Annotated in this window: 22 protein-coding genes and 1 other RNA gene; 10 read left to right on the top strand and 13 right to left on the bottom strand. The window is 57.4% G+C overall.

Annotated elements, in window-relative coordinates; genetic code table 11:
* Positions 1-90: 90 nt before the first annotated feature.
* Both ssrS and zapA read right to left on the bottom strand, forming a co-directional pair.
* Positions 91-274: non-coding RNA, 6S RNA (ssrS, locus tag SIK97_RS22800), on the bottom strand.
* Between the two features lie 41 nt (positions 275-315).
* On the bottom strand, positions 316-645 hold the full coding sequence (zapA, locus tag SIK97_RS22795) for a cell division protein ZapA (protein ID WP_004105598.1): 330 nt from the start codon (positions 643-645) through the stop codon (positions 316-318).
* Between the two features lie 165 nt (positions 646-810).
* Between zapA and SIK97_RS22790 the strand changes: the two genes are divergently transcribed.
* The 8 genes from SIK97_RS22790 (at position 811) to SIK97_RS22755 (ending at position 10,871) form a co-directional block, all read left to right on the top strand.
* A complete protein-coding gene (locus SIK97_RS22790; RefSeq protein WP_004133578.1) occupies positions 811-1,389 on the top strand; it encodes a YecA family protein in 579 nt (192 codons plus the stop codon).
* Between the two features lie 28 nt (positions 1,390-1,417).
* A complete protein-coding gene (gene pepP, locus SIK97_RS22785; RefSeq protein ID WP_014226807.1) occupies positions 1,418-2,734 on the top strand; it encodes a Xaa-Pro aminopeptidase in 1,317 nt (438 codons plus the stop codon).
* On the top strand, positions 2,731-3,909 hold the full coding sequence (gene ubiH, locus SIK97_RS22780; RefSeq protein ID WP_049083217.1) for a 2-octaprenyl-6-methoxyphenyl hydroxylase: 1,179 nt from the start codon (positions 2,731-2,733) through the stop codon (positions 3,907-3,909). Before pepP ends, ubiH begins: the two co-directional genes overlap by 4 nt.
* A gap of 10 nt (positions 3,910-3,919) precedes the next feature.
* Positions 3,920-5,122 (top strand): FAD-dependent 2-octaprenylphenol hydroxylase, encoded by a 1,203-nt coding sequence (gene ubiI / locus SIK97_RS22775; RefSeq protein WP_004854091.1) that lies wholly within the window; start codon positions 3,920-3,922, stop codon positions 5,120-5,122.
* A gap of 421 nt (positions 5,123-5,543) precedes the next feature.
* Complete coding sequence (gene gcvT, locus SIK97_RS22770; protein ID WP_057173763.1) at positions 5,544-6,638, top strand: glycine cleavage system aminomethyltransferase GcvT; 1,095 nt, start codon at positions 5,544-5,546, stop codon at positions 6,636-6,638.
* 22 nt (positions 6,639-6,660) lie between these two features.
* Positions 6,661-7,050, top strand: coding sequence for a glycine cleavage system protein GcvH (gcvH, locus tag SIK97_RS22765; protein WP_004854088.1), 390 nt, complete (start codon positions 6,661-6,663; stop codon positions 7,048-7,050).
* Positions 7,051-7,193: 143 nt separating this feature from the next.
* The gene (gene gcvP, locus SIK97_RS22760; protein WP_014226805.1) at positions 7,194-10,067 is read left to right on the top strand and encodes an aminomethyl-transferring glycine dehydrogenase; all 2,874 of its coding nucleotides are present in this window, start codon (positions 7,194-7,196) and stop codon (positions 10,065-10,067) included.
* 60 nt (positions 10,068-10,127) lie between these two features.
* The gene (locus SIK97_RS22755; RefSeq protein ID WP_049078790.1) at positions 10,128-10,871 is read left to right on the top strand and encodes an SDR family oxidoreductase; all 744 of its coding nucleotides are present in this window, start codon (positions 10,128-10,130) and stop codon (positions 10,869-10,871) included.
* A gap of 108 nt (positions 10,872-10,979) precedes the next feature.
* Here the strand turns inward: SIK97_RS22755 and SIK97_RS22750 are convergent, their stop codons facing one another.
* From SIK97_RS22750 to SIK97_RS22740, 3 genes are all read right to left on the bottom strand, one after another.
* Complete coding sequence (locus tag SIK97_RS22750; RefSeq protein WP_057173762.1) at positions 10,980-11,471, bottom strand: protein disulfide oxidoreductase; 492 nt, start codon at positions 11,469-11,471, stop codon at positions 10,980-10,982.
* Between the two features lie 190 nt (positions 11,472-11,661).
* Positions 11,662-13,095: a 6-phospho-beta-glucosidase BglA gene (gene bglA, locus SIK97_RS22745; RefSeq protein ID WP_025105966.1), complete on the bottom strand. Its 1,434-nt coding sequence runs from the start codon at positions 13,093-13,095 to the stop codon at positions 11,662-11,664.
* A gap of 121 nt (positions 13,096-13,216) precedes the next feature.
* The gene (locus SIK97_RS22740) at positions 13,217-13,945 is read right to left on the bottom strand and encodes a MurR/RpiR family transcriptional regulator (RefSeq protein WP_025105967.1); all 729 of its coding nucleotides are present in this window, start codon (positions 13,943-13,945) and stop codon (positions 13,217-13,219) included.
* A gap of 50 nt (positions 13,946-13,995) precedes the next feature.
* On the opposite strand from SIK97_RS22740, the gene yqfB reads away from it, so the two are divergent.
* Both yqfB and trhA read left to right on the top strand, forming a co-directional pair.
* The gene (yqfB, locus tag SIK97_RS22735; protein ID WP_025105968.1) at positions 13,996-14,307 is read left to right on the top strand and encodes a N(4)-acetylcytidine aminohydrolase; all 312 of its coding nucleotides are present in this window, start codon (positions 13,996-13,998) and stop codon (positions 14,305-14,307) included.
* A 161-nt stretch (positions 14,308-14,468) separates the two neighbouring features.
* Positions 14,469-15,128, top strand: a complete 660-nt coding sequence (gene trhA, locus SIK97_RS22730; protein WP_014839509.1) for a PAQR family membrane homeostasis protein TrhA — start codon at positions 14,469-14,471, stop codon at positions 15,126-15,128.
* A 158-nt stretch (positions 15,129-15,286) separates the two neighbouring features.
* Here trhA and dagF read toward each other — a convergent pair whose 3' ends face one another.
* From dagF to ygfZ, 8 genes are all read right to left on the bottom strand, one after another.
* Complete coding sequence (dagF, locus tag SIK97_RS22725; protein ID WP_014226798.1) at positions 15,287-16,030, bottom strand: 2-dehydro-3-deoxy-phosphogluconate aldolase; 744 nt, start codon at positions 16,028-16,030, stop codon at positions 15,287-15,289.
* On the bottom strand, positions 16,017-17,126 hold the full coding sequence (dgaE, locus tag SIK97_RS22720; RefSeq protein ID WP_032751186.1) for a D-glucosaminate-6-phosphate ammonia lyase: 1,110 nt from the start codon (positions 17,124-17,126) through the stop codon (positions 16,017-16,019). The genes dagF and dgaE overlap by 14 nt, the downstream gene beginning before the upstream one ends.
* Before the next feature lie 3 nt (positions 17,127-17,129).
* Positions 17,130-17,990 carry a PTS system mannose/fructose/sorbose family transporter subunit IID gene (locus tag SIK97_RS22715; protein WP_014839507.1) on the bottom strand — a complete coding sequence of 287 codons (861 nt, stop codon included), beginning with the start codon at positions 17,988-17,990 and terminating at the stop codon, positions 17,130-17,132.
* Positions 17,987-18,736, bottom strand: coding sequence for a PTS mannose/fructose/sorbose/N-acetylgalactosamine transporter subunit IIC (locus SIK97_RS22710; RefSeq protein ID WP_049101950.1), 750 nt, complete (start codon positions 18,734-18,736; stop codon positions 17,987-17,989). Before SIK97_RS22710 ends, SIK97_RS22715 begins: the two co-directional genes overlap by 4 nt.
* Positions 18,737-18,761: 25 nt before the next feature.
* Positions 18,762-19,247: a PTS system mannose/fructose/N-acetylgalactosamine-transporter subunit IIB gene (locus SIK97_RS22705; protein WP_004854068.1), complete on the bottom strand. Its 486-nt coding sequence runs from the start codon at positions 19,245-19,247 to the stop codon at positions 18,762-18,764.
* 12 nt (positions 19,248-19,259) lie between these two features.
* The gene (locus tag SIK97_RS22700) at positions 19,260-19,685 is read right to left on the bottom strand and encodes a PTS sugar transporter subunit IIA (RefSeq protein ID WP_004854067.1); all 426 of its coding nucleotides are present in this window, start codon (positions 19,683-19,685) and stop codon (positions 19,260-19,262) included.
* A 120-nt stretch (positions 19,686-19,805) separates the two neighbouring features.
* Entirely contained in the window at positions 19,806-22,604 is a 2,799-nt protein-coding gene (dagR, locus tag SIK97_RS22695; protein ID WP_057173761.1) for a transcriptional regulator DagR, read from the bottom strand.
* Between the two features lie 193 nt (positions 22,605-22,797).
* Positions 22,798-23,781 carry a tRNA-modifying protein YgfZ gene (ygfZ, locus tag SIK97_RS22690; protein ID WP_014226793.1) on the bottom strand — a complete coding sequence of 328 codons (984 nt, stop codon included), beginning with the start codon at positions 23,779-23,781 and terminating at the stop codon, positions 22,798-22,800.
* Positions 23,782-23,849: the final 68 nt, after the last annotated feature.

Here is a 23,849-nt window from a genome sequence, read left to right as displayed (position 1 = left end):
CATCGGTGAGCAAACGATACCAACAGGCGTAGTCTAATACACGGCGGCGAAAGCCGAAAATTAACTTAGGGGGATGAAACGAAAAAGAAGGGAATCTCCGAGATGCCGCCGCAGGCTGTAACCCTTGAACCCTTGGTTCAAGGTGAATGTGTCGTCACAGTTTTAAGGCTTCTCGGACGGGCCGAGCATGCTCACCAACCGTGGAGCGCCACATTCTTGTGGTATGAAATATCGGCTCAGGGGACTGGCCCGCTTGCAAACATCTCAGAGAAATTTTGTTCTTGCGATTACTCTAACACAGTTAAATGCAAAGTGTTATTCAAACTTCTGCCCGGGTCTTTCGCTTATGCGACCTTGCTCAAGCAATGCTTGTTCGATGGTCTGCTGAAGCATCCGAATACGCTGCTCCATGCTGGCGGCGTAGTCGCGGGTTTTCGCTTTTTCCTGAGTCAACTCATAGCTGATGTTCAACGCGGCGATGAAGACCAGCTGCTCAGTATTTGTGACTCTAGTGCGTTCTTTTAAATCTTGCAACCGCTGATTCAGGTCGTCAGCTGCCTGGTTTAAGGCATCCCTTTGTTCAGGCGGGCAATTCACTCGTAGTGAACGGCCAAAAATTTGGAGATCTACGGGTTGTGCAGACATGCCACCTTCCTGCTGATTGACTGCGCGGCCTTCACGCCCTGGGAGGGTCTGCGAAGGGGCGACACTATAGCTACCCTGGTTTTAAGATACAAGCCCTATTCTGGTTCACCAGGGTCCAAAGTGGTAGCATATCATGAATATTCCTCCCAACGATGACGAATGCGCATGTCTATACAGAACGAAATGCCTGGCTACAACGCTGTAGACCAGTTACTGAACCAACAAGGGGTAGGATTAACCCCTGCCGAAATGCACGGTTTGATTAGCGGGATCCTGTGCGGCGGCAACAAAGACAGCAGCTGGCAGCCGTTGGTGCACGATCTGACTAACGAAGGCCTGGCTTTTGGTCACGAGCTGGCGCAGGCGCTGCGTAACATGCATTCCGCCACCAGCGATTCGCTGGAGGATGACGGTTTCTTATTCCAGCTCTACCTGCCGGATGGCGACGAGGTGAGCGTGTTCGATCGCGCCGATGCGCTCGCGGGTTGGGTGAACCATTTTCTGCTTGGGCTGGGCGTGACGCAGCCTAAGCTGGATAAAGTCAAAGACGAAACGGGTGAAGCCATCGACGATCTGCGCAATATTGCTCAGCTCGGGTATGACGAAGACGAGGATCAGGAAGAGCTCGAAATGTCTCTGGAGGAGATTATCGAATACGTACGCGTTGCTGCGCTGCTGTGCCACGACACCTTCTCTCTTCAGAAACCCACTGCGCCGGAAGTTCAAAAGCCGACGCTACACTAATCATTCATTAAATCGTTCAGGGGGCGTCATGACTCAGCAGGAATTTCTCTCTCGTCGCCAGGCTCTACTGGCGCAGATGCAGCCGGGCAGCGCAGCGCTCATTTTCGCCGCGCCGGAAGCGGTACGCAGCGCAGATTCAGAATATCCCTACCGGCAGAGCAGCGATTTTTGGTACTTCACCGGCTTTAATGAGCCAGAAGCGCTGTTGGTATTGATTAAAAGCGATGAGACGCACAACCACAGCGTGTTGTTTAACCGCGTGCGCGATCTGACCGCTGAAATCTGGTTTGGCCGCCGCCTCGGGCAGGAAGCTGCCCCCGCGAAGCTGGGCGTCGATCGCGCGCTGGCATTTAGTGAAATCAATCAGCAGCTGTTCCAGCTCCTTAACGGCCTCGACGCTATCTACTTTGCGCAGGGCGAATATGCCTACGCCGACGACATCGTGTTTAACGCGCTGGAAAAACTGCGCAAAGGCGTACGGCAGAATCTGCAGGCGCCAGGCTCGGTCATTGACTGGCGGCCGATGGTGCATGAGATGCGCCTGTTTAAATCGGCAGAAGAGCTGGAGGTCATGCGCCGCGCAGGGGAGATCTCCGCGCTGGCCCACACCCGCGCTATGGAAAAATGCCGTCCCGGGATGTTCGAATATCATCTGGAAGGCGAGATCCTTCACGAATTCAACCGTCACGGCGCGCGCTTTCCTTCTTATAACACCATCGTGGGCGGCGGCGAAAATGGCTGCATCCTGCACTACACCGAAAATGAGTGCGAGCTGCGCGACGGCGATCTGGTGCTGATTGACGCAGGCTGCGAATACCGCGGCTACGCGGGCGATATCACCCGAACTTTCCCGGTTAACGGCAAATTTAGCCCGGCCCAGCGCGAGATTTACGATATCGTCCTTGAATCTCTGGAAACCTCGCTGAAGCTCTATCGCCCAGGTACCTCAATTAAAGAGGTTAACCAGCAGGTGGTGCGGATTATGATTACCGGCCTCGTGCGTCTGGGGATCCTGAAAGGTGAAATTGATGAGCTGATTGCCAATAACGCCCATCGTCCTTTCTTTATGCATGGCCTGAGCCACTGGCTGGGGCTCGACGTGCATGATGTCGGCAGCTATGACGTTGACCGCTCGCGTATTCTTGAGCCGGGAATGGTGCTGACGGTTGAACCGGGGCTGTATATTGCGACGGATGCCGACGTGCCGGCCCAGTACCGCGGCATCGGCATTCGTATTGAAGACGACATCGTCATTACCGAAGACGGTAATGAGAACCTCACCGCCGGCGTAGTGAAAAAAGCGGACGATATCGAGGCGCTGATGGCGGCGGCGCGCCAGCTATGAGCGTCCTGATCGTCGGCGGAGGAATGACCGGCGCGACGCTGGCGCTAGCGATATCTCGCCTGACCGGCGGTACGCTGCCGGTGCATCTGGTTGAAGCATCTGCGCCGGATTCCGCGCAGCATCCGGGCTTTGACGCCCGCGCCATCGCTCTGGCTGCCGGCACCTGCCAGCAGCTGGCTCGCGTGGATATCTGGCAAGAGATAGCCGACTGCGCCACGGCCATTCAGCGCGTTCACGTCAGCGATCGCGGCCACGCGGGGTTTGTGACGCTCGAGGCTGAGGAGTATGGGCTGGCGGCGCTGGGCCAGGTGGTTGAGCTGCACGATGTCGGCCAGCGCCTGTTTGCGCAGCTGCGCAAGGCGCCTGGCGTGACGCTGCACTGCCCGGCAAAGGTGGAAAATGTCAGCCGCAGCGAAGAGAGCGTAAGCCTGGTTCTGGACAACGGCGAAACCCTCAGCGGTAAACTGCTGGTCGCCGCCGACGGCTCGCGCTCGACGCTGGGGGCCCGCTGTGGTATCAGCTGGCAGCAGGAACCCTATGAACAGCTGGCGATTATCGCCAACGTCAGTACCGCGCAGCCGCATAGCGGGCGCGCGTTTGAACGCTTTACCCCACACGGCCCGCTGGCGATGCTGCCCATGTCGCAGGGCCGCTGCTCGCTGGTGTGGTGTCATCCGCAGTCGCGGCGTGAAGAGGTGCTGAGCTGGTCGGACGAACGCTTCCGTCATGAGCTTCAGCAGGCATTCGGCTGGCGTCTTGGGCGGATCGTCCACGCCGGAAAGCGCAGCGTGTATCCGCTCTCGCTCACCCGAGCCAGCCGCACGGTTGCGCATCGGCTGGCGCTGGTCGGCAACGCGGCGCAAACGCTGCATCCTATTGCCGGGCAGGGATTTAACCTCGGTCTGCGCGACGTCATGAGCCTGGCGGAAATGCTGGCGCAGGCGCAGGCAGAAGGAGAGGATCCGGGCGGCTATCCGCTTCTGAGCCGCTATCAGACCCGACGCGCCGCAGATAAAGCCGCCACCGTCGGCGTGACCGATGGGCTGGTGCATCTGTTCGCCAATCGCTGGGCGCCGCTGGTGGTGGGGCGCAACGTCGGTCTGATGGCGATGGAATTATTTACCCCGGCGCGCGATGCGCTGGCGCAGCGTACCCTCGGTTGGGTTCCCCGTTAAGGAGTGAAACGTGCAAAGTGTTGATGTCGCTATTGTTGGCGGTGGAATGGTGGGGCTGGCGGTTGCCTGCGGTTTGCAGGGCAGCGGGCTGCGCGTTGCGGTGCTGGAACAGGCCGCGCCTCAGCCGTTAAGCGCGGATGCGCCGCCGGCGCTGCGGGTGTCGGCGGTTAACGCCGCCAGCGAGAAGCTGCTGAGCAAACTGGGCGTCTGGCAGGATATTATCGCCCAGCGCGCCAGCTGCTACCACGGTATGGAAGTGTGGGATAAAGACAGTTTTGGCCGCATCAGCTTTGATGACCAGAGCATGGGCTTTAGCCACCTTGGGCATATTATTGAAAACGCCGTGATTCACCACGCCCTGTGGCAAAAAGCGCAGCGCTGCGCGGACGTCACTCTGCTGGCTCCGGCGCAGCTGCAGCAGGTTGCGTGGGGGGAGAACGAGGCCTTTCTTAGCCTGCAGGACGGCACGATGTTAACCGCCCGGCTGGTGGTTGGCGCCGATGGGGCCAATTCATGGTTGCGCAATAAAGCCGATATCCCGCTCACCTACTGGGATTATCACCATCATGCGCTGGTTGCCACTATTCGCACCGAAGAACCGCACGAAGCGGTGGCGCGTCAGGCGTTCCACGGCGAAGGGATTCTGGCGTTTCTGCCGCTGAGCGATCCGCACCTCTGCTCGATTGTCTGGTCGCTCTCTCCCGAAGAGGCTGAGCGGATGCGGCAGGCGGACGATGCCGCTTTTAACCAGGCGCTGAATATTGCCTTCGATAACCGCCTCGGCTTATGCGCCGTGGAGAGCGAGCGCCAGGTCTTCCCGCTCACCGGCCGCTATGCGCGTCAGTTTGCCGCCCATCGTCTGGCGCTGGTCGGCGATGCCGCCCATACCATTCATCCGCTGGCGGGGCAGGGCGTTAATCTTGGCTTTATGGATGCCGCCGAGCTGATCGACGAACTGAAGCGCCTGCACGCGCAGGGCAAGGATATCGGCCAGCATCTGTATCTGCGTCGCTATGAACGCAGCCGTAAACATAGCGCTGCGCTGATGCTGGCGGGGATGCAGGGCTTTCGTGACATGTTCTCCGGCCACAATCCGGCGAAGAAGCTGCTGCGCGATATCGGTCTTAAGCTGGCGGATACGTTGCCCGGCGTGAAGCCGCAGCTTATCCGTCAAGCGATGGGGCTCAACGACCTGCCCGCCTGGTTACGTTAAGTACGTCACACTTCTCTCACCCGGCCGCCGCGCCGGGTTATCCCCTCTCATTTGAAATAATCTAATTTCACCTCGTTTTTCGCATTAGTTTTATTAATGTTACCTTTTTTTTGTTATAGAAATTAGGCCCGTCATTTCGCAGAAAATATCATCATGCGCTGCTTTTTTAATTAATTAGTTTGGTTTTGTGCGGATTGAATCGCTTTATTGTAGATAAAAACTCTGTAGGCTCTGCGGCTGATTTTGGTCATAAGCTAATGTGATGTCCTGACCAGGCTTATGGTTTAGTGCGGATATCGGTGGTAAGTTCAGGCCAAAGAGAACGTTTGCGTCGGCGTCCTTTAGCGATGCTGGCGGCGTTTTTCGCGGCGCAAAAACGCCAAAAATCGTGGCTGGTTCCGTTTTATTCGATGAGGAAAAGATGGCTCAACAGACTCCGTTGTTTGAACAACACACGCTATGCGGCGCGCGCATGGTGGATTTCCATGGCTGGATGATGCCGCTGCATTACGGATCCCAGATCGATGAGCATCATGCGGTGCGCGGTGATGCCGGAATGTTCGATGTGTCGCACATGACCATCGTCGATTTTCACGGCAGCCGAATCCGCGAGTTCCTGCGCTATCTGCTGGCTAACGACGTGGCGAAGCTCACCGTGCCGGGCAAAGCGCTCTATAGCGGCATGCTGACCGCCTCCGGCGGCGTCATTGATGACCTGATTGTTTATTTCCTTTCTGAAGACTATTTCCGCCTCGTAGTTAACTCCGCCACCCGTGAAAAAGACCTCGCCTGGATCACCCAGCAGTCTGACTCCTATGGTCTTGAGATAACCGTGCGTGACGATCTATCCCTGATCGCCGTACAGGGTCCAAAGGCGAAAGAGAAAGCGGCGACGCTGTTTACCGACGCGCAGCGCCAGGCCGTGGAAGGCATGAAGCCGTTCTTTGGCGTGCAGGCGGGCGATCTGTTTATTGCGACGACCGGCTATACCGGTGAAGCGGGTTATGAAATCGCGCTACCGAACGAGCAGGCGGTGGATTTCTGGCGCGGCCTGCTGGACGCGGGCGTTAAGCCGTGCGGCCTTGGCGCGCGCGATACGCTGCGCCTGGAAGCGGGCATGAATCTTTATGGCCAGGAGATGGACGAAGGCGTCTCTCCGCTGGCGGCTAACATGGGCTGGACCATTGCCTGGGAACCGGCTGACCGTGATTTTATCGGGCGTGAAGCGCTGGAACTCCAGCGTGAAAAAGGCACCGAACAGCTGGTCGGCCTGGTGATGACCGAGAAAGGCGTTCTGCGCGGCGGCCTGCCGGTGCGCTTCAGCGATGCCGATGGCAATCAGAAAGAAGGCATTATCACCAGCGGCACCTTCTCCCCGACGCTGGGCTACAGTATTGCCTTAGCGCGCGTACCGGAAGGCATCGGTGAAACCGCCGTGGTGCAGATTCGCAATCGCGAAATGCCGGTCAAAGTGACGAAACCCGTTTTTGTACGCAACGGCAAAGCCGTGGCGTGATTTCCCATTTGGAGATGAATTGATGAGCAACGTACCAGCAGAACTGAAATACAGCAAAGAACACGAATGGCTGCGTAAAGAAGCGGACGGCACCTATACCGTCGGTATCACCGAGCACGCGCAGGAGCTGCTTGGCGATATGGTTTTCGTTGACCTGCCGGAAGTGGGCGCCGCCGTAGAAGCGGGCGCCGACTGCGCGGTTGCCGAATCCGTCAAAGCCGCTTCCGATATCTACGCGCCGATTAGCGGCGAAATCGTTGCCGTCAATGAAGAGCTGAACGACTCCCCTGAGCTGGTCAACAGCGAGCCGTACGCCGGCGGCTGGATCTTTAAAATCAAAGCCAGCGATGAAGCTCAGGTTGCCGCGTTGCTGGATGCGACCGCATATGAAGCTCTGTTAGAAGACGAATAAATACGCTTCATCCTTCACGTTGCAGGGGCGTTGGCTTCCTGCAACGCGAATGATTTGCGTCTTCTGGCCCGGTTAGCGTCAGTGCTCGCCGGGCAAACCCGTCAGACAATCACGATTCACCGCACGTTCAGGAACCATCGCTCATGACCCAGACTTTAGGCCAGCTTGAAAACCGTGACGCCTTTATTGAACGTCACATCGGCCCGGATGCCCGGCAGCAGCAGGAGATGCTGAAAACCGTTGGCGCCGATTCGCTTAACGCCCTGATTGGCCAGATTGTGCCGCAGGATATCCAGCTGGCAACGCCGCCGCAGGTGGGCGAAGCAACCACGGAATTCGCCGCGCTGGCGGAACTGAAGGCGATCGCCGGTCGTAACAAGCGCTTCAAGTCGTACATTGGCATGGGCTACACCGCCGTGCAGCTGCCGCCGGTGATTCAGCGCAACATGCTGGAAAATCCGGGCTGGTATACCGCCTATACGCCTTATCAGCCGGAGGTTTCCCAGGGTCGCCTGGAATCACTGCTGAATTTCCAGCAGGTGACCCTCGACCTGACCGGGCTCGATATTGCCTCGGCCTCGCTGCTGGACGAAGCCACCGCCGCTGCGGAAGCGATGGCAATGGCCAAACGCGTAAGCAAACTGAAAAACGCCAACCGCTTCTTCGTCGCCGCCGACGTTCACCCGCAGACGCTGGACGTGGTGCGCACCCGCGCGGAAACCTTTGGTTTCGATGTGATTGTCGATGATGCGGAAAAAGCGCTCGACCATCAGGACGTCTTTGGCGTGCTGCTGCAGCAGGTAGGCACCACCGGCGAGGTTCACGATTACAGCAAACTGATAGCTGACCTGAAAGCGCGCAAAGTGATTGTCAGCGTCGCGGCCGATTTTATGGCCCTGGTTCTGCTGACTGCCCCCGGCAAGCAGGGCGCGGACATTGTGTTTGGCTCCGCCCAGCGCTTCGGCGTACCGATGGGCTACGGCGGCCCGCACGCGGCGTTTTTTGCCGCAAAAGATGAATTCAAACGCTCCATGCCGGGCCGTATTATCGGCGTATCGAAAGATGCGGCGGGTAATACCGCGCTGCGCATGGCGATGCAGACGCGCGAGCAGCATATTCGCCGCGAGAAAGCGAACTCCAATATCTGTACCTCCCAGGTGCTGCTGGCCAATATTGCCAGCCTGTACGCCGTGTTCCACGGTCCGGCTGGGCTGAAGCGTATCGCCAGCCGTATTCATCGCCTGACCGATATTCTCGCCGATGGCCTGCAGAAAAAAGGCCTTAAGCTCCGCCATGCGCACTACTTCGATACCCTGTGCGTGGACGTCGCCGATAAAGCCGCTGTGCTGGCGCGGGCGGAAGCGCTGCAGATCAACCTGCGCAGCGATATTCATCACGCCGTCGGGATCACGCTCGATGAAGCCACCACGCGCGAAGACGTCCTGAACCTGTTCCGCGCCATCGTGGGCGACGATCATGGCCTGGATATCGACACGCTGGATAAAGACGTGGCCCTGGACAGCCGTTCGATCCCGGCCAGCATGCTGCGTGACGATGCGATCCTCACTCATCCGGTGTTCAACCGCTACCACAGCGAAACCGAGATGATGCGCTATATGCACGCGCTGGAGCGTAAGGATCTGGCGCTGAACCAGGCGATGATCCCGCTGGGCTCCTGCACCATGAAGCTGAATGCTGCCGCGGAGATGATCCCGATCACCTGGCCGGAATTCGCCGAACTGCATCCGTTCTGCCCGGTTGATCAGGCTGAAGGCTATCATCAGATGATTGCCCAGCTCTCCGACTGGCTGGTTAAGCTGACCGGCTATGATGCGGTCTGCATGCAGCCGAACTCCGGCGCGCAGGGCGAATACGCGGGCCTGCTGGCGATTCGCCATTACCACGAGAGCCGCAACGAAGGGCATCGCGATATCTGCCTGATCCCAAGCTCTGCGCACGGCACCAACCCGGCTTCCGCGCAGATGGCGGGAATGCAGGTGGTGGTGGTTGCCTGCGATAAAAATGGCAACATCGATCTGGCGGATCTGCGGGCGAAAGCCGAGCAGCATGCGGCGAACCTCTCCTGCATCATGGTGACCTATCCGTCCACCCACGGCGTTTATGAAGAGACTATTCGCGAAGTGTGCGAAGTGGTGCATCAGTTTGGCGGCCAGGTTTACCTTGACGGCGCGAACATGAACGCCCAGGTCGGCATTACCTCTCCGGGCTTTATCGGCGCGGACGTCTCGCACCTCAACCTGCATAAAACCTTCTGCATTCCGCACGGCGGCGGCGGCCCGGGTATGGGGCCGATCGGCGTGAAATCGCATCTGGCGCCGTTTGTGCCGGGCCACAGCGTGGTGCAAATTGAAGGTATGCTGACCCGCCAGGGCGCGGTTTCCGCCGCGCCGTTCGGCAGCGCCTCCATTCTGCCGATCAGCTGGATGTATATCCGTATGATGGGCGCAGAGGGGCTGAAACAGGCGAGCCAGATGGCGATTCTGAACGCCAACTACATCGCTACCCGGCTGAAAGACGCGTTCCCGGTGCTGTATACCGGCCGCGACGGTCGCGTGGCGCACGAATGTATTCTGGATATTCGTCCGCTGAAAGAAGAGACCGGCATCAGCGAGCTGGATATTGCCAAGCGACTGATTGATTTTGGTTTCCACGCTCCGACCATGTCCTTCCCGGTTGCCGGCACGCTGATGGTGGAACCGACCGAATCGGAAAGCAAAGTGGAGCTGGACCGCTTTATCGATGCGATGCTGGCGATTCGCGGCGAGATCGACCGCGTGAAAGGCGGTGAATGGCCGCTGGAGGATAACCCGCTGGTGAACGCGCCGCATACTCAGGGTGAACTGGTGAGCGAGTGGAACCATCCGTACACCCGTGAACTGGCGGTCTTCCCGGCGGGGCTGAACAACAAGTACTGGCCGACCGTTAAGCGTCTGGACGATGTTTACGGCGACCGTAACCTGTTCTGCTCCTGCGTGCCGATGAGCGAATACCAGTAATCTGCTGATTAGACTATCTTTTAAAGGCGCTGCGGCGCCTTTATTTTTTGGGAGAATGGCATGACGATAGCTTTGGTGACGGGCGGCAGCCGGGGAATAGGTAAAGCGACGGCGCTGCTGCTGGCGCAGGAAGGCTATACCGTGGCGGTGAATTACCATCAAAATAGCGCTGCCGCGACCGGCGTGGTGAACGAAATTATCGCCAGCGGTGGCAAAGCCGTTGCGCTACGGGCGGACGTCAGCGATGAAGCGCAGGTGATGGCGATGTTTACCACTATCGATCGCCTCGGCGAACCGCTCGCCGCGCTGGTCAATAACGCCGGCATTTTATTTACCCAGGGGACGATTGAAAGCCTTTGCGCGGAGCGGATTAACCGGGTGCTGGCCACCAACGTGACCGGCTACTTCCTCTGCTGCCGGGAAGCGGTAAAGCGGATGTCGTACAAGCACGGCGGTAAGGGCGGGGCGATTGTGAATGTGTCGTCCGCGGCATCGCGCCTCGGGGCGCCGGGGGAGTATGTGGATTATGCCGCGTCAAAGGGCGCGGTTGATACTCTGACCACCGGCCTGTCGCTGGAGGTGGCGGCGCAGGGGATTCGGGTTAACGGCGTGCGCCCCGGCTTAATTTATACCGACATGCACGCCAGCGGCGGTGAACCGGGGCGCGTGGATCGCGTGAAGTCGATGCTGCCCATGCGGCGCGGCGGGCAGCCGGAGGAGGTGGCTCAGGCTATCGTCTGGCTGCTGAGTGAGAAGGCTTCCTACGTGACCGGCAGCTTTCTGGAGCTGGCGGGCGGGAGATAATCGGAACTCGTTTTCCGGGGGGCGGCTAACGCCTTGCCCGGGATACAACATCTGTTTACCTCACCCCATCCATAGCCCTGCTAAGCGCTGCGCAAGCAGGGAAATGCGCTACGACGCCAGCCACAGCCGCAGGCGCATCCCCCAGCCGCTGGTCCAGCCGGTGGTGACTGACTTCACCTCGCCGCGCGAGATCACCACAAGGGTCGGTGTGACCTGCACCTCCCACCGTTGGGATAGCTGACCGCTGGCGTCATTGATCGTCGGCAGCGCCATTTTTTTATGCGCCAGCCATCGCGCCAGAGCGGCGTTGTCGCCGGAGCGTAGCGCTACCGTCATCACATTGCCGCCATCGTTGGCTAAAGCGGCCACCGACGGGGTGGTATAGCGGCAAACGCCGCACCAGGTGGCCCAGACGTACAGCAGCAAAGGGCGCTCGTGGCTCATTGCCGCCAGATCGACCGTTCGGCCATCAAGCGTTTGCAGCGGCATGCTGGAGAAATTCTGCGGCAGCGCGGGCCTGCGCAGGTAATCCACCGCCAGGCTGACGGCGGCGACAATCAGCAGCCATATCAGGATCTGTCTGAAGACGTTTAGCATCATTTTTCTACATTGTGATGCGCCGGAAAGGCCGGCAGCGTGCGGCGTTGATTCACGAAGTCAGCGTCAGCGACTCAACGATTGATGTGGTTTATCTTATCGGCTGAGCGTGGGTTAGCAATGCTAAAGCTGTAAAGAAGTGTCTGTTTTGTGGGAAGTTTTGCCCCCTTCCGGCTGGAAAGGGGCAAGATGATTACAGTTTCTCGCCGTTGCTGGCGATAACCTCTTTGTACCAGTTAAAGCTCTTCTTGCGCGAGCGGGACATATCGCCGGTACCATCGTCATGTTTGTTGACGTAGATAAAGCCGTAGCGCTTGCTGTATTGACCGGTCGTGAAGGAGACGCAGTCGATGCAGCCCCACGGGGTATAGCCCATTAGCTCAACGCCGTCGTAAGTCACCGCTTTGATCATCTCTTCGACGTGAGCGCGCAGATAGTCGATGCGATAGTCGTCGTTGATGCTGCCGTCTTCCTCGACTTTATCGTACGCGCCGAAGCCGTTTTCGACGATAAACAGCGGCTTCTGGTAGCGCTCATACAGTTCACACAGCGCATAGCGCAGGCCGACCGGGTCAATCTGCCAGCCCCAGTCGGAGGCTTTGACGTGCGGGTTGGGCACGCTGCCTTCAAAGCCGGAGATCGCGTCGCCGGTGCCGCCTTCCGCTTTCACCGCGTTGGTCATGTAGTAGCTGAAGCCGAGATACGCGCAGGTGCCTTCGCGCAGGATTTGCGCATCGCCGTCCTCCATGTTGATATTGAAGCCGCGGCGTTCCCATTCGTTCAGGACGTAGCTCGGGTAGTAGCCGCGCAGCTGGACGTCGGTAAAGACGTAGCGTTCACGCATTGATTCCTGGGCAAACATCACGTCTTCCGGCTTGCAGGAGAACGGATAGAGGGCGACCATTGCCAGCATGCAGCCCACCTGCATCTCCGGATTGATTTGACGCGCCGCCTTTACCGCCAGCGCGCTGGCGACAAACTGATGGTGCAGCACCTGGTACATGGTCTCTTCCGGGTTTTCATGCTCGGTATAGACCACGCCGGAGCAGCAGTAGCCAAACAGCGGCGCGCGCCAGTTACGCTGGTTGTTGATCTCGTTAAAGGTCATCCAGTATTTCACTTTGTGCTTATAGCGCTCGAAGACCACTTCGGCGAAGCGCACAAAGAAATCGACCACTTTGCGGTTGGTCCAGCCGCCGTACTGCTGAACCAGATGCAGCGGCATCTCAAAGTGGGAGAGGGTAATAACCGGTTCGATGTTGTACTTCAGCAGTTCATCGAACATGTCATCGTAGAATTTCAGCCCTTCTTCATTCGGCTGGCTTTCGTCGCCCAGCGGGAAGATGCGCGTCCAGGCGATAGAGGTGCGGAAGCACTTGAAGCCCATCTCGGCGAACAGCTTGATGTCTTCTTTGTAGCGGCCGTGGAAATCGATGGCTTCGTGGTTCGGATAGTACTTGCCCGGCTCTACCTGCTGGGTTATCTCGCGCGGCACGCCGTGCGCGCCGCCGGTAAGCACGTCGCAGATGCTCGGGCCTTTGCCGTCTTTATTCCAGCCGCCTTCAACCTGGTGCGCGGCGACGGCGCCACCCCATAAAAAGTCTTTTGGTAAAGGAATTTTCTTCATCTTTGCTCATCTCGTCTTAATGACTTGTTGGCTGCGAGTCTAACAAAGGGAATATAAATGTCACGATATAACAATTTGCCCGGAATGGAATTTGTTACATCGAAAAAACACCCTGTTATTTTCAGGCGAGTTTGCGCGCTAATTTACGCCCAAGCGTTTCCAGAATATAAATGACCGGGATCTGAGTGGTAATGTCATAGACGCCGCCGATGCGCGTTTGCGGAACGTGCCAGGAGAGATTAAAGTCGGCAAGCTTTGCCAGCCGCGAGTGCTCGTGGCTGGTGATGGACATCACTTTACAGCGATGCAGGCTGAACTGGCTGGCGAAGCGCAGGATCTCTTCGGTTTCGCCGGAGACCGACAGCACGATGGCCAGCGCATTACGCGCCATATCATTGGTCACCGGGAAATAAGGGTCGTCGATATGGTTACTGAATTTCCCGACGTTAGAAAAGAAACGTGCGCCATATTTTGCCAGCGCGCCGGAGGTGCCGGCACCAACAAAAATAATACGTTCTGAAGACAGAATAATATCGACCGCCTGCTCGAGCAGCTGGTCAAATTCATCGTTATTAACGCTTTTAAAAAAGCTCATTATTTCGCTGGCGCCGATATTTGCCTGTTGAGGCTCATTCTGCTCCAGATATAATTTAAAGCGTACGCGAAACTCCGAGTAGCCTTCGCACTGCAGCTTGCGGCAGAAGCGCAAAACGGTAGTCGTGGAGACTCCGGCCGCTTCCGCCAGCTCGCGGATGGTCATGTACATCACTTTGTCGCGATTTTTAATGACGTAGTGATAGACCATCATCTCAAGATTATTGAGACTGGCGATAGCGGCGTGGGAGAAGATACTCACAGTGGCAAACTCACAATTCATAATGACCAGGACGGAATGATATCATGCAGCCAAATGACATAACCTTTTTTCAGCGTTTTCAGGACGACATCCTCGCCGGACGCAAAACCATTACCATCCGCGATGCGGCTGAATCACACTTTAAAACGGGCGATGTGCTGCGCGTTGGCCGCTATGAAGATGACGGCTATTTTTGCACCATTCGCGTGGTGGCCACCTCAACGGTGACGCTGGATACGCTGAGTGAACTGCACGCGCAGCAGGAGAATATGACCCTGGCGCAGCTGCGTGAGGTGATTGCGGAGATCTATCCTGAAGAAAAGCAGTTTTATGTTATTGAATTCGAAAAGCTTTAAATAAACAGTGAACGTCTGTTAGTTGAAATGTTTATGTAACTTATTGATTTTATACTGTTCATAAATATTCATCTTTTTATTTTAGCGAACAGGTGTTCACTGGAATCATTCTCAGTTAACCTAAGTGTGCATTGAAAGCGTACTTGTTTTCGGAGTCAAATATGGTTCGCAAATCGTTAATCACACAGGGATATTCTCTGGCAGAGGAAATTGCCAACAGCGTCAGTCACGGGATTGGGCTGGTGTTCGGTATCGTCGGTCTGGTGCTGCTGCTGGTGCAGGCGGTGGACAGCAACGCCGGCGCCACGGCCATTACCAGCTACAGCCTGTACGGCGGCAGCATGATTTTGCTGTTCCTCGCCTCGACCCTCTATCACGCGATTCCGCATCAGCGGGCTAAGCTGTGGCTGAAAAAATTCGACCACTGCGCCATCTATTTGCTGATTGCCGGGACCTACACGCCGTTTCTGCTGGTGGGGCTGAATTCGCCGCTATCGCGCGGGCTGATGATCGTCATCTGGAGCCTGGCGCTGCTGGGGATCCTGTTTAAGCTGACCATTGCGCATCGTTTTAAGATCCTCTCTTTAGTGACCTACCTGACCATGGGCTGGCTGTCGCTGATCGTCGTTTATCAGCTGGCGATTAAGCTGGCGGTGGGCGGCGTGACGCTGCTTGCCGTGGGTGGCGTGGTCTATTCTCTGGGGGTTATTTTCTACGTCTGCAAACGTATTCCGTACAACCACGCTATCTGGCACGGTTTTGTCCTGGGCGGCAGCGTGTGCCACTTCCTGGCCATTTATTTGTACGTCGGGCAGGTTTAAATTTCGCGAAATCTCCCGGCTCGCGCTACGCTTAGCCGGGCTACAGGTTCACCGTCGTCTGATGGCTGGTAGCCCGGACATGGCGCGCCAGCGCCGCCTCCGGGACATTCTCCGTTGGTGATGGCTTGCTTGCCTGGGCTACGGCCCGGTGTTTTTATTCAGACCACGGCTTTCACGATATCCATTAATCTGCGGATATCTTCTGGCCGGGTATTGCCGGTTTGCGGGTCGATTATCGAGCTGTAAACATGGGGCATCACGCGAGGTACGCCTGCCTCCAGACAGCTTTGCAAAATAATGCCAAAGTTATCGAGATCGATTCCGCCGGTTGGTTCGATTAACGTCATCCCGTTACGGGCTGCCGTGGTCGCCAGCATATACAGCTCCGGTAACGACTTTTCGCCGCCCATGGGGAAAAACTTCGCCGCATGGGCCCCCATGTCCTGCATCATGCGTACCGCCGCATCGCAGGAGACGCGTGCCGGCGTGCCCTGACAGCTGCTGACGCCGGTGGAGATCAGAACCTCGCCAGGGGTTCCCGTCGGGCTGACCAGCGCGTTAATGCAGGTTTGCTGCCCCCCCGTAGCCGCCAGCGCCCCTGCGGCAAACCCGCAGCCGGTAAAGGTCTGATTAACGTGCGCCGGGTGAAGCGCTGACGCGATCATCGCCGCTTTGTAATACTGCGCAGGATCGCCGGCGCCCAGGCCTACGGAGATGGAGGGTATCTCCGCCATCCAGCGTTTTACCTCCTGAACACCTTCTTCCACGGAGGCAAACTGTGCCGAGAGGACGCCAATCGCCGCATGGCCTTCGGCGGCATCATAAATGTCCCGGGCGTTGGCGATATCTTTCGCCAGCACGTTAATCGCGACGCGTTGACGGTAAAAATTAATTTGCTGCATGGTCTGCAATCTCCTTTAGGCGCGCCACGATCAGGCTCATTTCACCCTCGGCTACCGTTCGTGGGTCCAGGCTAAAAACCCCCTGATGGAGGTTATAGCGCCGGGCGTAAATGGCGATATCGCCGTTGCGCAGCTGTGCTTCGACTTCGCGGGCATCCAGGCCCAGCTCCTGGGCATTCACCTGAATGCGGATACGCCAGATAGCGCGTCCGGCTTCATCCTGCTCAATATCGGCTTGTAAGCCGTTTATCGCTGAGATCGCTTTCGCGACGGGCAGGAGTTCCTCGGCTGTGACCCCCTTCTGCCCCTGATGATAGTGTTCCAGCGCATAAACCAGACCGACCATATTCTCCTTGCCGATTTTCATCGCCCGGGCAATACCGTGATGCTGCGCCTTACACGCCGCTATCCACTGTTTTTTCCCGGTGATGAATCCGGAGGTGGGCGCGTTAAACGCTTTTGCCCCGCTATAGATAACCATGTCCGCTCCGCTCGCCGCCCAGACGCGTAAATCCTCCTCGGCGGCGGCATCGACAATCAGCGGCAGGTTGTGAGTCTGTGCGACCTGCACGAAATCCTCGATACTCAACATCCCTTTTTGCACGCAGTGGTGTGATTTCACATACAGCAGGGCGGCGGTGCCGGTAGAGATCGCGCTCTCCAGCTGCCAGCGCGCCGCCAGATTGCTTGAACCGACCTCCACAACGCGCCCACCGCCTAAGCGAATCGCGCTGGTGATGGGCGCGCCATAATCGACGTTATGCCCGCGGAGCATGACGACTTCGTTGGCCATACCGCGACTGTCCGGCATCTGCATCACTCGCGCCTGGTCGCCATGGGTAATCGCGGCGGCCACGGCGATGGCGATTCCCGCCGAGGCGCAGGAGGTGATATAGCTGTCCTCCGCGCCGGTAAAGCGGGAGACCCGCTCGCCGGTTCGGTCTACCAGCCTGTCGATTTCCACAAAGGCCGATGCCGCCCGCGCCGTTGCCTGCATCACCTCCGGCGCCACGCTGGAAACGCCCAGAATCGTCATTTTGCCGCAGGCGTTAATCACCTGTTTTAACCCCAGCTGTTGATAGATATTCTGCGTCATGGTTTACAGCACTCCCAGCAGCGAACAGACCACGCTGAGCGCGACAATTGACAGCAGAATGGTGGTGTAGCGCGGCCCTTTCTTCACCAGATAGAAGTAGATGGCAAACACCGCCGCCAGCGGCAACAGGCCGGGCGCGATAGAGTCGAGGATTTGCTGGACCACCACCTCCGAGCCCTTCAGCGCGCTGAGCTTTAAGGGGGTCGTTATTTTGACGTAGCTTGCGGAGAGCGCGCCCATCATTATCAGGCCCAGCACGTTCGCGCCGTAGATAAGCTCCTTAATTCGCCCTCCCTGGAGCAGACCGATGATTGAGTCGCGTCCCAGCGTGTAGCCTTTGTGCACCATGCCGTAGCTGATCGCCAGCGTAATGGCCGGATAGAGAATTAAGGGCACAATGCCGCCCATCGCGCTGCCGCTGGCGGCGAACGGGATGAAAATCGCAATCAGCAACGGCATGACGGCCGCCCAGATGATGGAGTCCCCCATTCCGGCCAGCGGCCCCATCAGCCCGGTTTTAATCCCGGTGATAGACGCGTCGCTAATCGGTTCACCGCGGGTTTTCTGCTCCTCCATCGCAATCGAGATCCCCTGAATCACCGCGCCAAAGGTCTGCTCAGAGTTGAAGAAGTTCAGATGGCGTTTTAGCGCCTCCACCTGCTCTTCTTTTTGCGGGTAGAGTTTTTTGATAATCGGCGTCATTGAGGCGCAGAAAATCAGGCTTTGTAAACGCTCATAGGAGCTGGAAACTTCCGCGCCCAGCCAGTAAATAAACCAGGCTTTGGTGATGTCCGCTTTGGTCAGCGTGCCGTTCTCCCGCGCGCGCTCCACCAGTTCATGCTGCATTACATCGCTGCTCATCATGCTGCTCCTTCATTTTTCGCCAGGCCCTTAATCAGGAAGGCCACGCAGGTACCAAAGATTGCCATCGCCATAATGTCCACCTTCAGGTACAGCACCGCAAAGAATCCGCCGATAAACCACGGCAGCAGGCTCTTCTTACCGATCACCATGATGGTGATGGCAAAGCCCAGCGCCGGCAGAATTCCGCCCATAATTTCAAAGGAGTGGGTCAACCAGTGCGGCATCAGCTTAAGGAAGCTCTCTACCACGTCCTGGCCAAAATAGTTGGCAGCAAACACCACCGGGAAACGCAGCACCAGGCCGAGCAACGCCGGGTAGAGGAACGCGCAGCGCATAATACCGCCCATGTTGGCCGTTTCCGCGTGTTTATCCGCCATATGCACCCATGCGGCGTTCAGCGTGCGTCTGAGCTGGTCAAGGAAGACGCCGATCACGCCAAACGGGATGGCCAGCGCGATGGCCAGGTTCGGGTCCATCCCGGCTTTTACGGCGATAGGAATCGAGATACAGGCTGCCAGCGCCGGATCTGACGGCACGTTACCCCCGGGCGTTGAGGTCACGCCGAGGTAAACCAGCTGCATGCCAGCGCCAATAATCATCGCTATTTCCATGTTGCCCAGCAGCAGGCCGACAAAAACGGCGATCACCACGGGTTGAAGCAGCATGGCGGAGAAGGTGTAGCCAAGGCGTAAGCGGGCAAACCAGTAATACAATCCCATCAGGCTTGCAAAGACTAAAGTATCCATAATTATTTACCCTGTTATCAGAGGATTAGAATTTTTTCAGGATATCGTCCAGCGACTGCGGCTTATCTTCCGGGATAGTCTGGAAGACCGCCTTAATCCCTCGACTTTTCAGGTCGTGGAGAATGCCAACGTCTTTTTCATCCAACGTGATGTTCTGGAAAACGACCTTGCGGTTCGGCCCGCCGCCTAAGCCACCAACCTGAATGGCGGAAACATCAAACCCGAGCTGTACGGCCTCCTGAATCGCCGCGAGAGAGGGGAACAGCACCAGCACGCTGCCGTCGCCAAGCTGGTTTTCTTTCCACGATGCGGCAAAGCTCTGATTGCTGTAGCAATCCACTTTGATGTTTGGCGGTGCCGCCATCAGATAGATATTTTTCATAAACGGATCGGCGTCCAGCTCATCACTCACTACCGCAATCCGGTTGGCCTGGGATTGTCCGACCCACTTCGTCACCACTTGTCCATGAATGAGGCGGCTGTCGATGCGACATAACACGATGTTAGCCATGATATTTTTTCCTTATTGTGATTGTTGTAATTGACGCACGTGGGCGACAACGTCCAGACAGCTGCTGCGCGCGGCTTCCACTAATTCAGCTACGCAGGCGGATAGCGGCCCCTGTTCCCGCTTGTCCAGGGCCTCCAGCAGCAGCGAGGCATTCAGTCCGGAAATCACCGCCACCGGATAATCGGCGCTTAGCCGCGCGGCCACGTTAGAGGTGGTCCCGCCAATAAAATCGGTCAGAATAAGCGAGCCTTCGGGCAGGGTTTTCACGACAGCTTCTACGCGCTGATAAAACTCGCCCAAGGTATCGACGGGCATCAGGGCGATTTCCGTTACGCCTTTAATTTCGCCCGTCACCATGCACAGGCTGTTGCAGAGCTGTTGCCCCCAGCCGCCATGGGTCAGCAGCAGGATCTGGGACAAAGGTTCAGTGGTAATCAAAATGGCCTCCTGGCGCTATTACATTGATATACGTAATAAGAGCAAAGGCTGTGCCAGAATTTGTGTCACATGGGGGGCGAAGAGGGGCAGGCGCGGCGTAAAGCCACGCCAGTTAAGGGATCAGCGATACAACAGTTCGTAGATATAAAAATATTCCGCGTCGGATAAACGAATGGCATAAGCCTCTTCGATCGGCTGGAAGGCGGATTTAATGACACTAAACGCGCGGACGTCCAGCGCGGGCTGGCTCTCCAGCGACATCTGTAACGGTTTCCGGTTAATTACGATACGCTCGACCATGCAACAGCAGTGGATCAGGAAGCGCAGTGTCACCTGGCGGCTGGGTTTCAGCGAAAGCGAGGTGGTTAAATGGTTAAACACCCCCTCCATCTCTTTGAGAATGCGCTGGGGATTGAGTACCGAAATATGGTTGATGATGCTTTCCATGGTCAGCGCGCTGATGAAGCGCATCGCGCTGCGCTCCATCTCCAGACGGCGCTCACTGCTTGAGAGGTCCGGCGTGAGCAGGCTGAGCACCAGTTCCGGCCCCTGCTCGGAGAACAGCTCTTCAAGCGAGATAAACGGAATATCCGGCAGTCCCGGCTGGAAGGTGCCGACAATCCCCGCCAGTCGCTCACCGGCCAGCAGCGACTGCTGAACGCGCTCCAGGCTGCGAACCTCGTTGTAATCGAGGATCACCATTCGCGTATCCTGCGACATCAGCTCGCCAAAACTTTCCTCCAGCACTTTTTTGATTTTCTCTGCGGTTCCCATGCCGGTAATGCAGGAGATCACCAGCACCTTACCGCCGTTTTCCTGCTGCGGAGTACAGAGCTGACAGGGGATATTTTTACTCTGCAGTAATTCCGCCAGCTGCGGTAGCTCGCTGGTTTCATAGCTTAAATCCAGACCCAGCTCCAGCAGACTGGTCAGCGTAATATTGGGCATTAACAGGACGTCAATCTGGAATAGCTTGCTGATGGTGCTGCCAAAATGCACCAGCGAGCCGATATCCACCATCAGAATCAGCCGCCGGTAGCGTTGGCTCTGGATCCGCTGGGTTAGCGTTTCCAGCGTGTCATGCACCGACTGCTCAAAGGGCATATCGATGGCGCTAAACAGCTCGCGCTCCAGCACCCGGTTGACGTACTGCGCCTGACTGGTCGCCGTCGTCGCGCCGTGGGCGATTAAAATGACGCCGCAGTCGGGACTGGCGTCGATCCGCTGGCGATAATGGCGGCACTCTTTCAGGAACAGACATAGCCAGACGACCTCCGTCGCCGGGCACTGAATATGCAGCAGCTCGTTGATTTTCCGGCACAGCAGAGTCGCGTTTTCATACTCGTCTTTGCAGCGGTCGAGGATCAGGCTGGAGGAGTAGAGCTGCGGGATCAGCCCGCGCTGCACGTAGCCAATCAGCGCCAGAAAGTGTTTACGCAGCGGATTCATCAGGTTTTCTGGCAGCGTAAAGCCCAGCACCTGTTCCACCCAGCCAATCAGCAGGGTCACCCGCTCTTCAATCCGATCGCCATAGCGCGGCGGATGGGCCACGCTGTCGCGGCTGTAGAGACCATATTCAAAGATAGAACTGAGTTTGTTTTTGAGGATCGCCAGCGTCTCAGCCGGTGGGACGTTGCTGTTGCGCAGGTTGACGTATTCGCGGGTCAGGAAGCTGTAAAACAGATCGCTTTCTTCGATCTCCGCTCCTGTCGCCAGAGTGGTTTTCAATGCGGGTAACGTGCGCGCATCGACGCTTAGCCGATCCTGGCCGTCAAACAAGGTATCGACCAGCAGACGCTGTTCCGGGGTGGCGTTGAACGGCACTTCTACCAGCCGTTTATCCAGCTGGAGCGTGTCGTTATGCTCGGTCATTCCCGCGGCCCACGCCTGGGCGCAAAGAAACTGGATATCGCTTTTGAGCTGGCCGATATTGCCTTCCAGCGGTTTATTCAGCAGCCAGAGCAACAGCGTTTTGTCGATACTGACCGTACGCTCAATTTTGCGGCTCTCGCGCTGGAGAAAACCGACAATAAGTTCCACCTGTTCTTCCACCGAGCGCTGACGGATCCCGGGGAGATCGATACAGACCTGGATGCGCCTCTGGAACGTTCGCAGCAGGGCTGAGCTGACCGGTTCGGTGGTGGCGCAAATCAAGCGCACCGTAATGGACCGCGCCGTGGCGCTTGAACCGAGCGGGCGATATTGGCCTTTGTCGAGAATGGAGAAGAGTTTTTCCTGTCCTTCATACGGCAGGCGGTGCACCTCATCAAGCAGCAGATATCCGCCGTCCGCCTGCTCTACCAGACCGGCTTTATTCTCACTGGCACCGGTAAATGCGCCCTGCCGATGGCCGAACAAATGCGAAGAGAGCAGCTCCGGGTTATGCGCATACTCGGCGCAGTTAAAGTAGACCAGCGGCGGGGGAGAACCCGCCGCCTGCTCGCAGGCAAAACGGTGCATCAGCTCGGCAAAGAAAGTTTTACCTACTCCGGAGGGGCCGGTCAGCAATACGTGGAGCCCGTGAGGATAAAGTACCGCTGCGCGGCCTTTTTCCACCGCATCACGGAGGCTGCGATCGTAACCAATCAGGCCGCTGAAGGGGTCATCCGTTGAGCAACCTTCCTGATGCGGCAGAAGGTCGGCAACCGTGCGCACTTCACATTCGGTATCATTCAGTCTGCGCCCCAGCAGCGTTTCCATTGCCTGGCGGTGCCAAAAGAACACGGGGCGTCCTCTGCTCTTAATCGCCAGGCCGTCGTTCCATAACTGATTGAGGTCTTTGCTGACCGAGTTGCGCGCAAGCCCGAGGTTAAAGCCGATGGCTTCCGCCGTAAATGCCGTTTCCTGTTCCAGATCCGCAAGATTCAGCCCGCGTGTTAATCGCTCCAGTTCCCCCAGTATGACCTCAATCCGTCTCATCTCTTTTACCGCTTAAGAAATAAATGATTGTTCAGAACATACACTATTCTTCTACGCAAGAAAGTGGCCTGGGCCAGAGATGGCGCATTTGCGCAAAGCGCGCGGCCGCGGGTGTTTCGTGGTTTGCGGGTGGGGTAGCCCAGACAGGCGCGTGAGCGCCGCCTCCGGGGAGAAGGCGGCAGGGAATATCGCTTTAACTCTCTTCCAGCGAATACGGCAGCGGCTCGATGCTCAGGCTACCTGCATCATCGCGTACGCGAAACACGCTGTCCGGCTCCATATCGTTATTCATCACCACCTGTACCAGCAGGCGACCGTCGTCCAGCTGCACGGCCGCTAAAACGGTGCCGGTTCGGCGCCAGTTTTCACCCATCTTCAGCTCCAGGTCTTCCCCGGCCTCAGGCACGCGGCTGGCTGTTCCCGCCAGATACCACAGGGCGCGCTTGTTGGCGCCGCGGAATTTAGCGCGGGCAACCATCTCCTGGCCGGTATAGCAGCCTTTCTTAAAGCTGATGCCGCCCAGCGCCTGTAGGTTGGTGGCCTGCGGAATAAACTGCGCGCTGTTGGCGCTGTCGATAACCGGCAGCCCGGCTTCAATATTCAGCGCCAGCCACTGCTGGCTGTTGTTGAGCTGCGCTTCACCGCGTAGCGCATCGGTGATGCGGGTGGCGGTTGCCACATCGGTCACCAGCAGGAAACGCTCGGCCGGATGCGCAAACCACAGCACGCTGGTGGCTCCTTCGCTGACAACCTGTTTCTCGGCGTTCGGCAGCTCACTAAACAGCGGCGACAGCGCAGCGCGCGCCTGGAACCCGGCAACGCCCAGCAGTACGGATTCATCATCGGCGGCGATGGTCACTTTAGAGAACACCGCGTATTTTTTCAGTTCGGTCAGCTGCGCATCGCGCAGGCTGCGGCGCTCAATCCACGCAAAACCCTCGTTGCGGCGGAAAACGCGCAGATTGCTCCACATCTTGCCCTTGGCGTCACAATGCGCGGCAAGCAGATGCTGCTCGTCGGTCAGGTGGCTGACGTCGGCGGTAATCTGCCCCTGCAGATATTTTTCGCCATCCGGACCGGTAATCGTCGCCAGCGCCCAGTCGTCCAGCGTCATCAGCGTTAACGGCAGACGAGCGGAAGAGGAAGGCTGACGCGGAGGAAAAGGTGTAAAAGCCATAGTCATATCCTGAATAGCTTAACGCAGAGTGTGTGACTAATGGTAAAAGAGCTATGGTGCAATGCAAG

It is taken from the genome of Klebsiella sp. JN_Kp126 (genome assembly GCF_033843325.1).
In the GTDB taxonomy this organism is placed as follows: Bacteria; Pseudomonadota; Gammaproteobacteria; order Enterobacterales; family Enterobacteriaceae; genus Klebsiella; species Klebsiella michiganensis.
The sequence above is the reverse complement of the archived record's forward strand: the minus strand, read 5'-3'. Positions and strand labels throughout refer to the sequence as shown.

Bases quoted from the DNA above. Each gene is read 5' to 3' on its own strand.
- zapA (WP_004105598.1), bottom strand. From the start codon at position 645: ATGTCTGCACAACCCGTAGATCTCCAAATTTTTGGCCGTTCACTACGA.
- SIK97_RS22790 (WP_004133578.1), top strand. From the start codon at position 811: ATGTCTATACAGAACGAAATGCCTGGCTACAACGCTGTAGACCAGTTA.
- pepP (WP_014226807.1), top strand. From the start codon at position 1,418: ATGACTCAGCAGGAATTTCTCTCTCGTCGCCAGGCTCTACTGGCGCAG.
- ubiH (WP_049083217.1), top strand. From the start codon at position 2,731: ATGAGCGTCCTGATCGTCGGCGGAGGAATGACCGGCGCGACGCTGGCG.
- gcvT (WP_057173763.1), top strand. From the start codon at position 5,544: ATGGCTCAACAGACTCCGTTGTTTGAACAACACACGCTATGCGGCGCG.
- gcvH (WP_004854088.1), top strand. From the start codon at position 6,661: ATGAGCAACGTACCAGCAGAACTGAAATACAGCAAAGAACACGAATGG.
- gcvP (WP_014226805.1), top strand. From the start codon at position 7,194: ATGACCCAGACTTTAGGCCAGCTTGAAAACCGTGACGCCTTTATTGAA.
- SIK97_RS22755 (WP_049078790.1), top strand. From the start codon at position 10,128: ATGACGATAGCTTTGGTGACGGGCGGCAGCCGGGGAATAGGTAAAGCG.
- SIK97_RS22750 (WP_057173762.1), bottom strand. From the start codon at position 11,471: ATGATGCTAAACGTCTTCAGACAGATCCTGATATGGCTGCTGATTGTC.
- bglA (WP_025105966.1), bottom strand. From the start codon at position 13,095: ATGAAGAAAATTCCTTTACCAAAAGACTTTTTATGGGGTGGCGCCGTC.
- yqfB (WP_025105968.1), top strand. From the start codon at position 13,996: ATGCAGCCAAATGACATAACCTTTTTTCAGCGTTTTCAGGACGACATC.
- trhA (WP_014839509.1), top strand. From the start codon at position 14,469: ATGGTTCGCAAATCGTTAATCACACAGGGATATTCTCTGGCAGAGGAA.
- dagF (WP_014226798.1), bottom strand. From the start codon at position 16,030: ATGCAGCAAATTAATTTTTACCGTCAACGCGTCGCGATTAACGTGCTG.
- dgaE (WP_032751186.1), bottom strand. From the start codon at position 17,126: ATGACGCAGAATATCTATCAACAGCTGGGGTTAAAACAGGTGATTAAC.
- SIK97_RS22715 (WP_014839507.1), bottom strand. From the start codon at position 17,990: ATGATGAGCAGCGATGTAATGCAGCATGAACTGGTGGAGCGCGCGCGG.
- SIK97_RS22710 (WP_049101950.1), bottom strand. From the start codon at position 18,736: ATGGATACTTTAGTCTTTGCAAGCCTGATGGGATTGTATTACTGGTTT.
- SIK97_RS22705 (WP_004854068.1), bottom strand. From the start codon at position 19,247: ATGGCTAACATCGTGTTATGTCGCATCGACAGCCGCCTCATTCATGGA.
- dagR (WP_057173761.1), bottom strand. From the start codon at position 22,604: ATGAGACGGATTGAGGTCATACTGGGGGAACTGGAGCGATTAACACGC.
- ygfZ (WP_014226793.1), bottom strand. From the start codon at position 23,781: ATGGCTTTTACACCTTTTCCTCCGCGTCAGCCTTCCTCTTCCGCTCGT.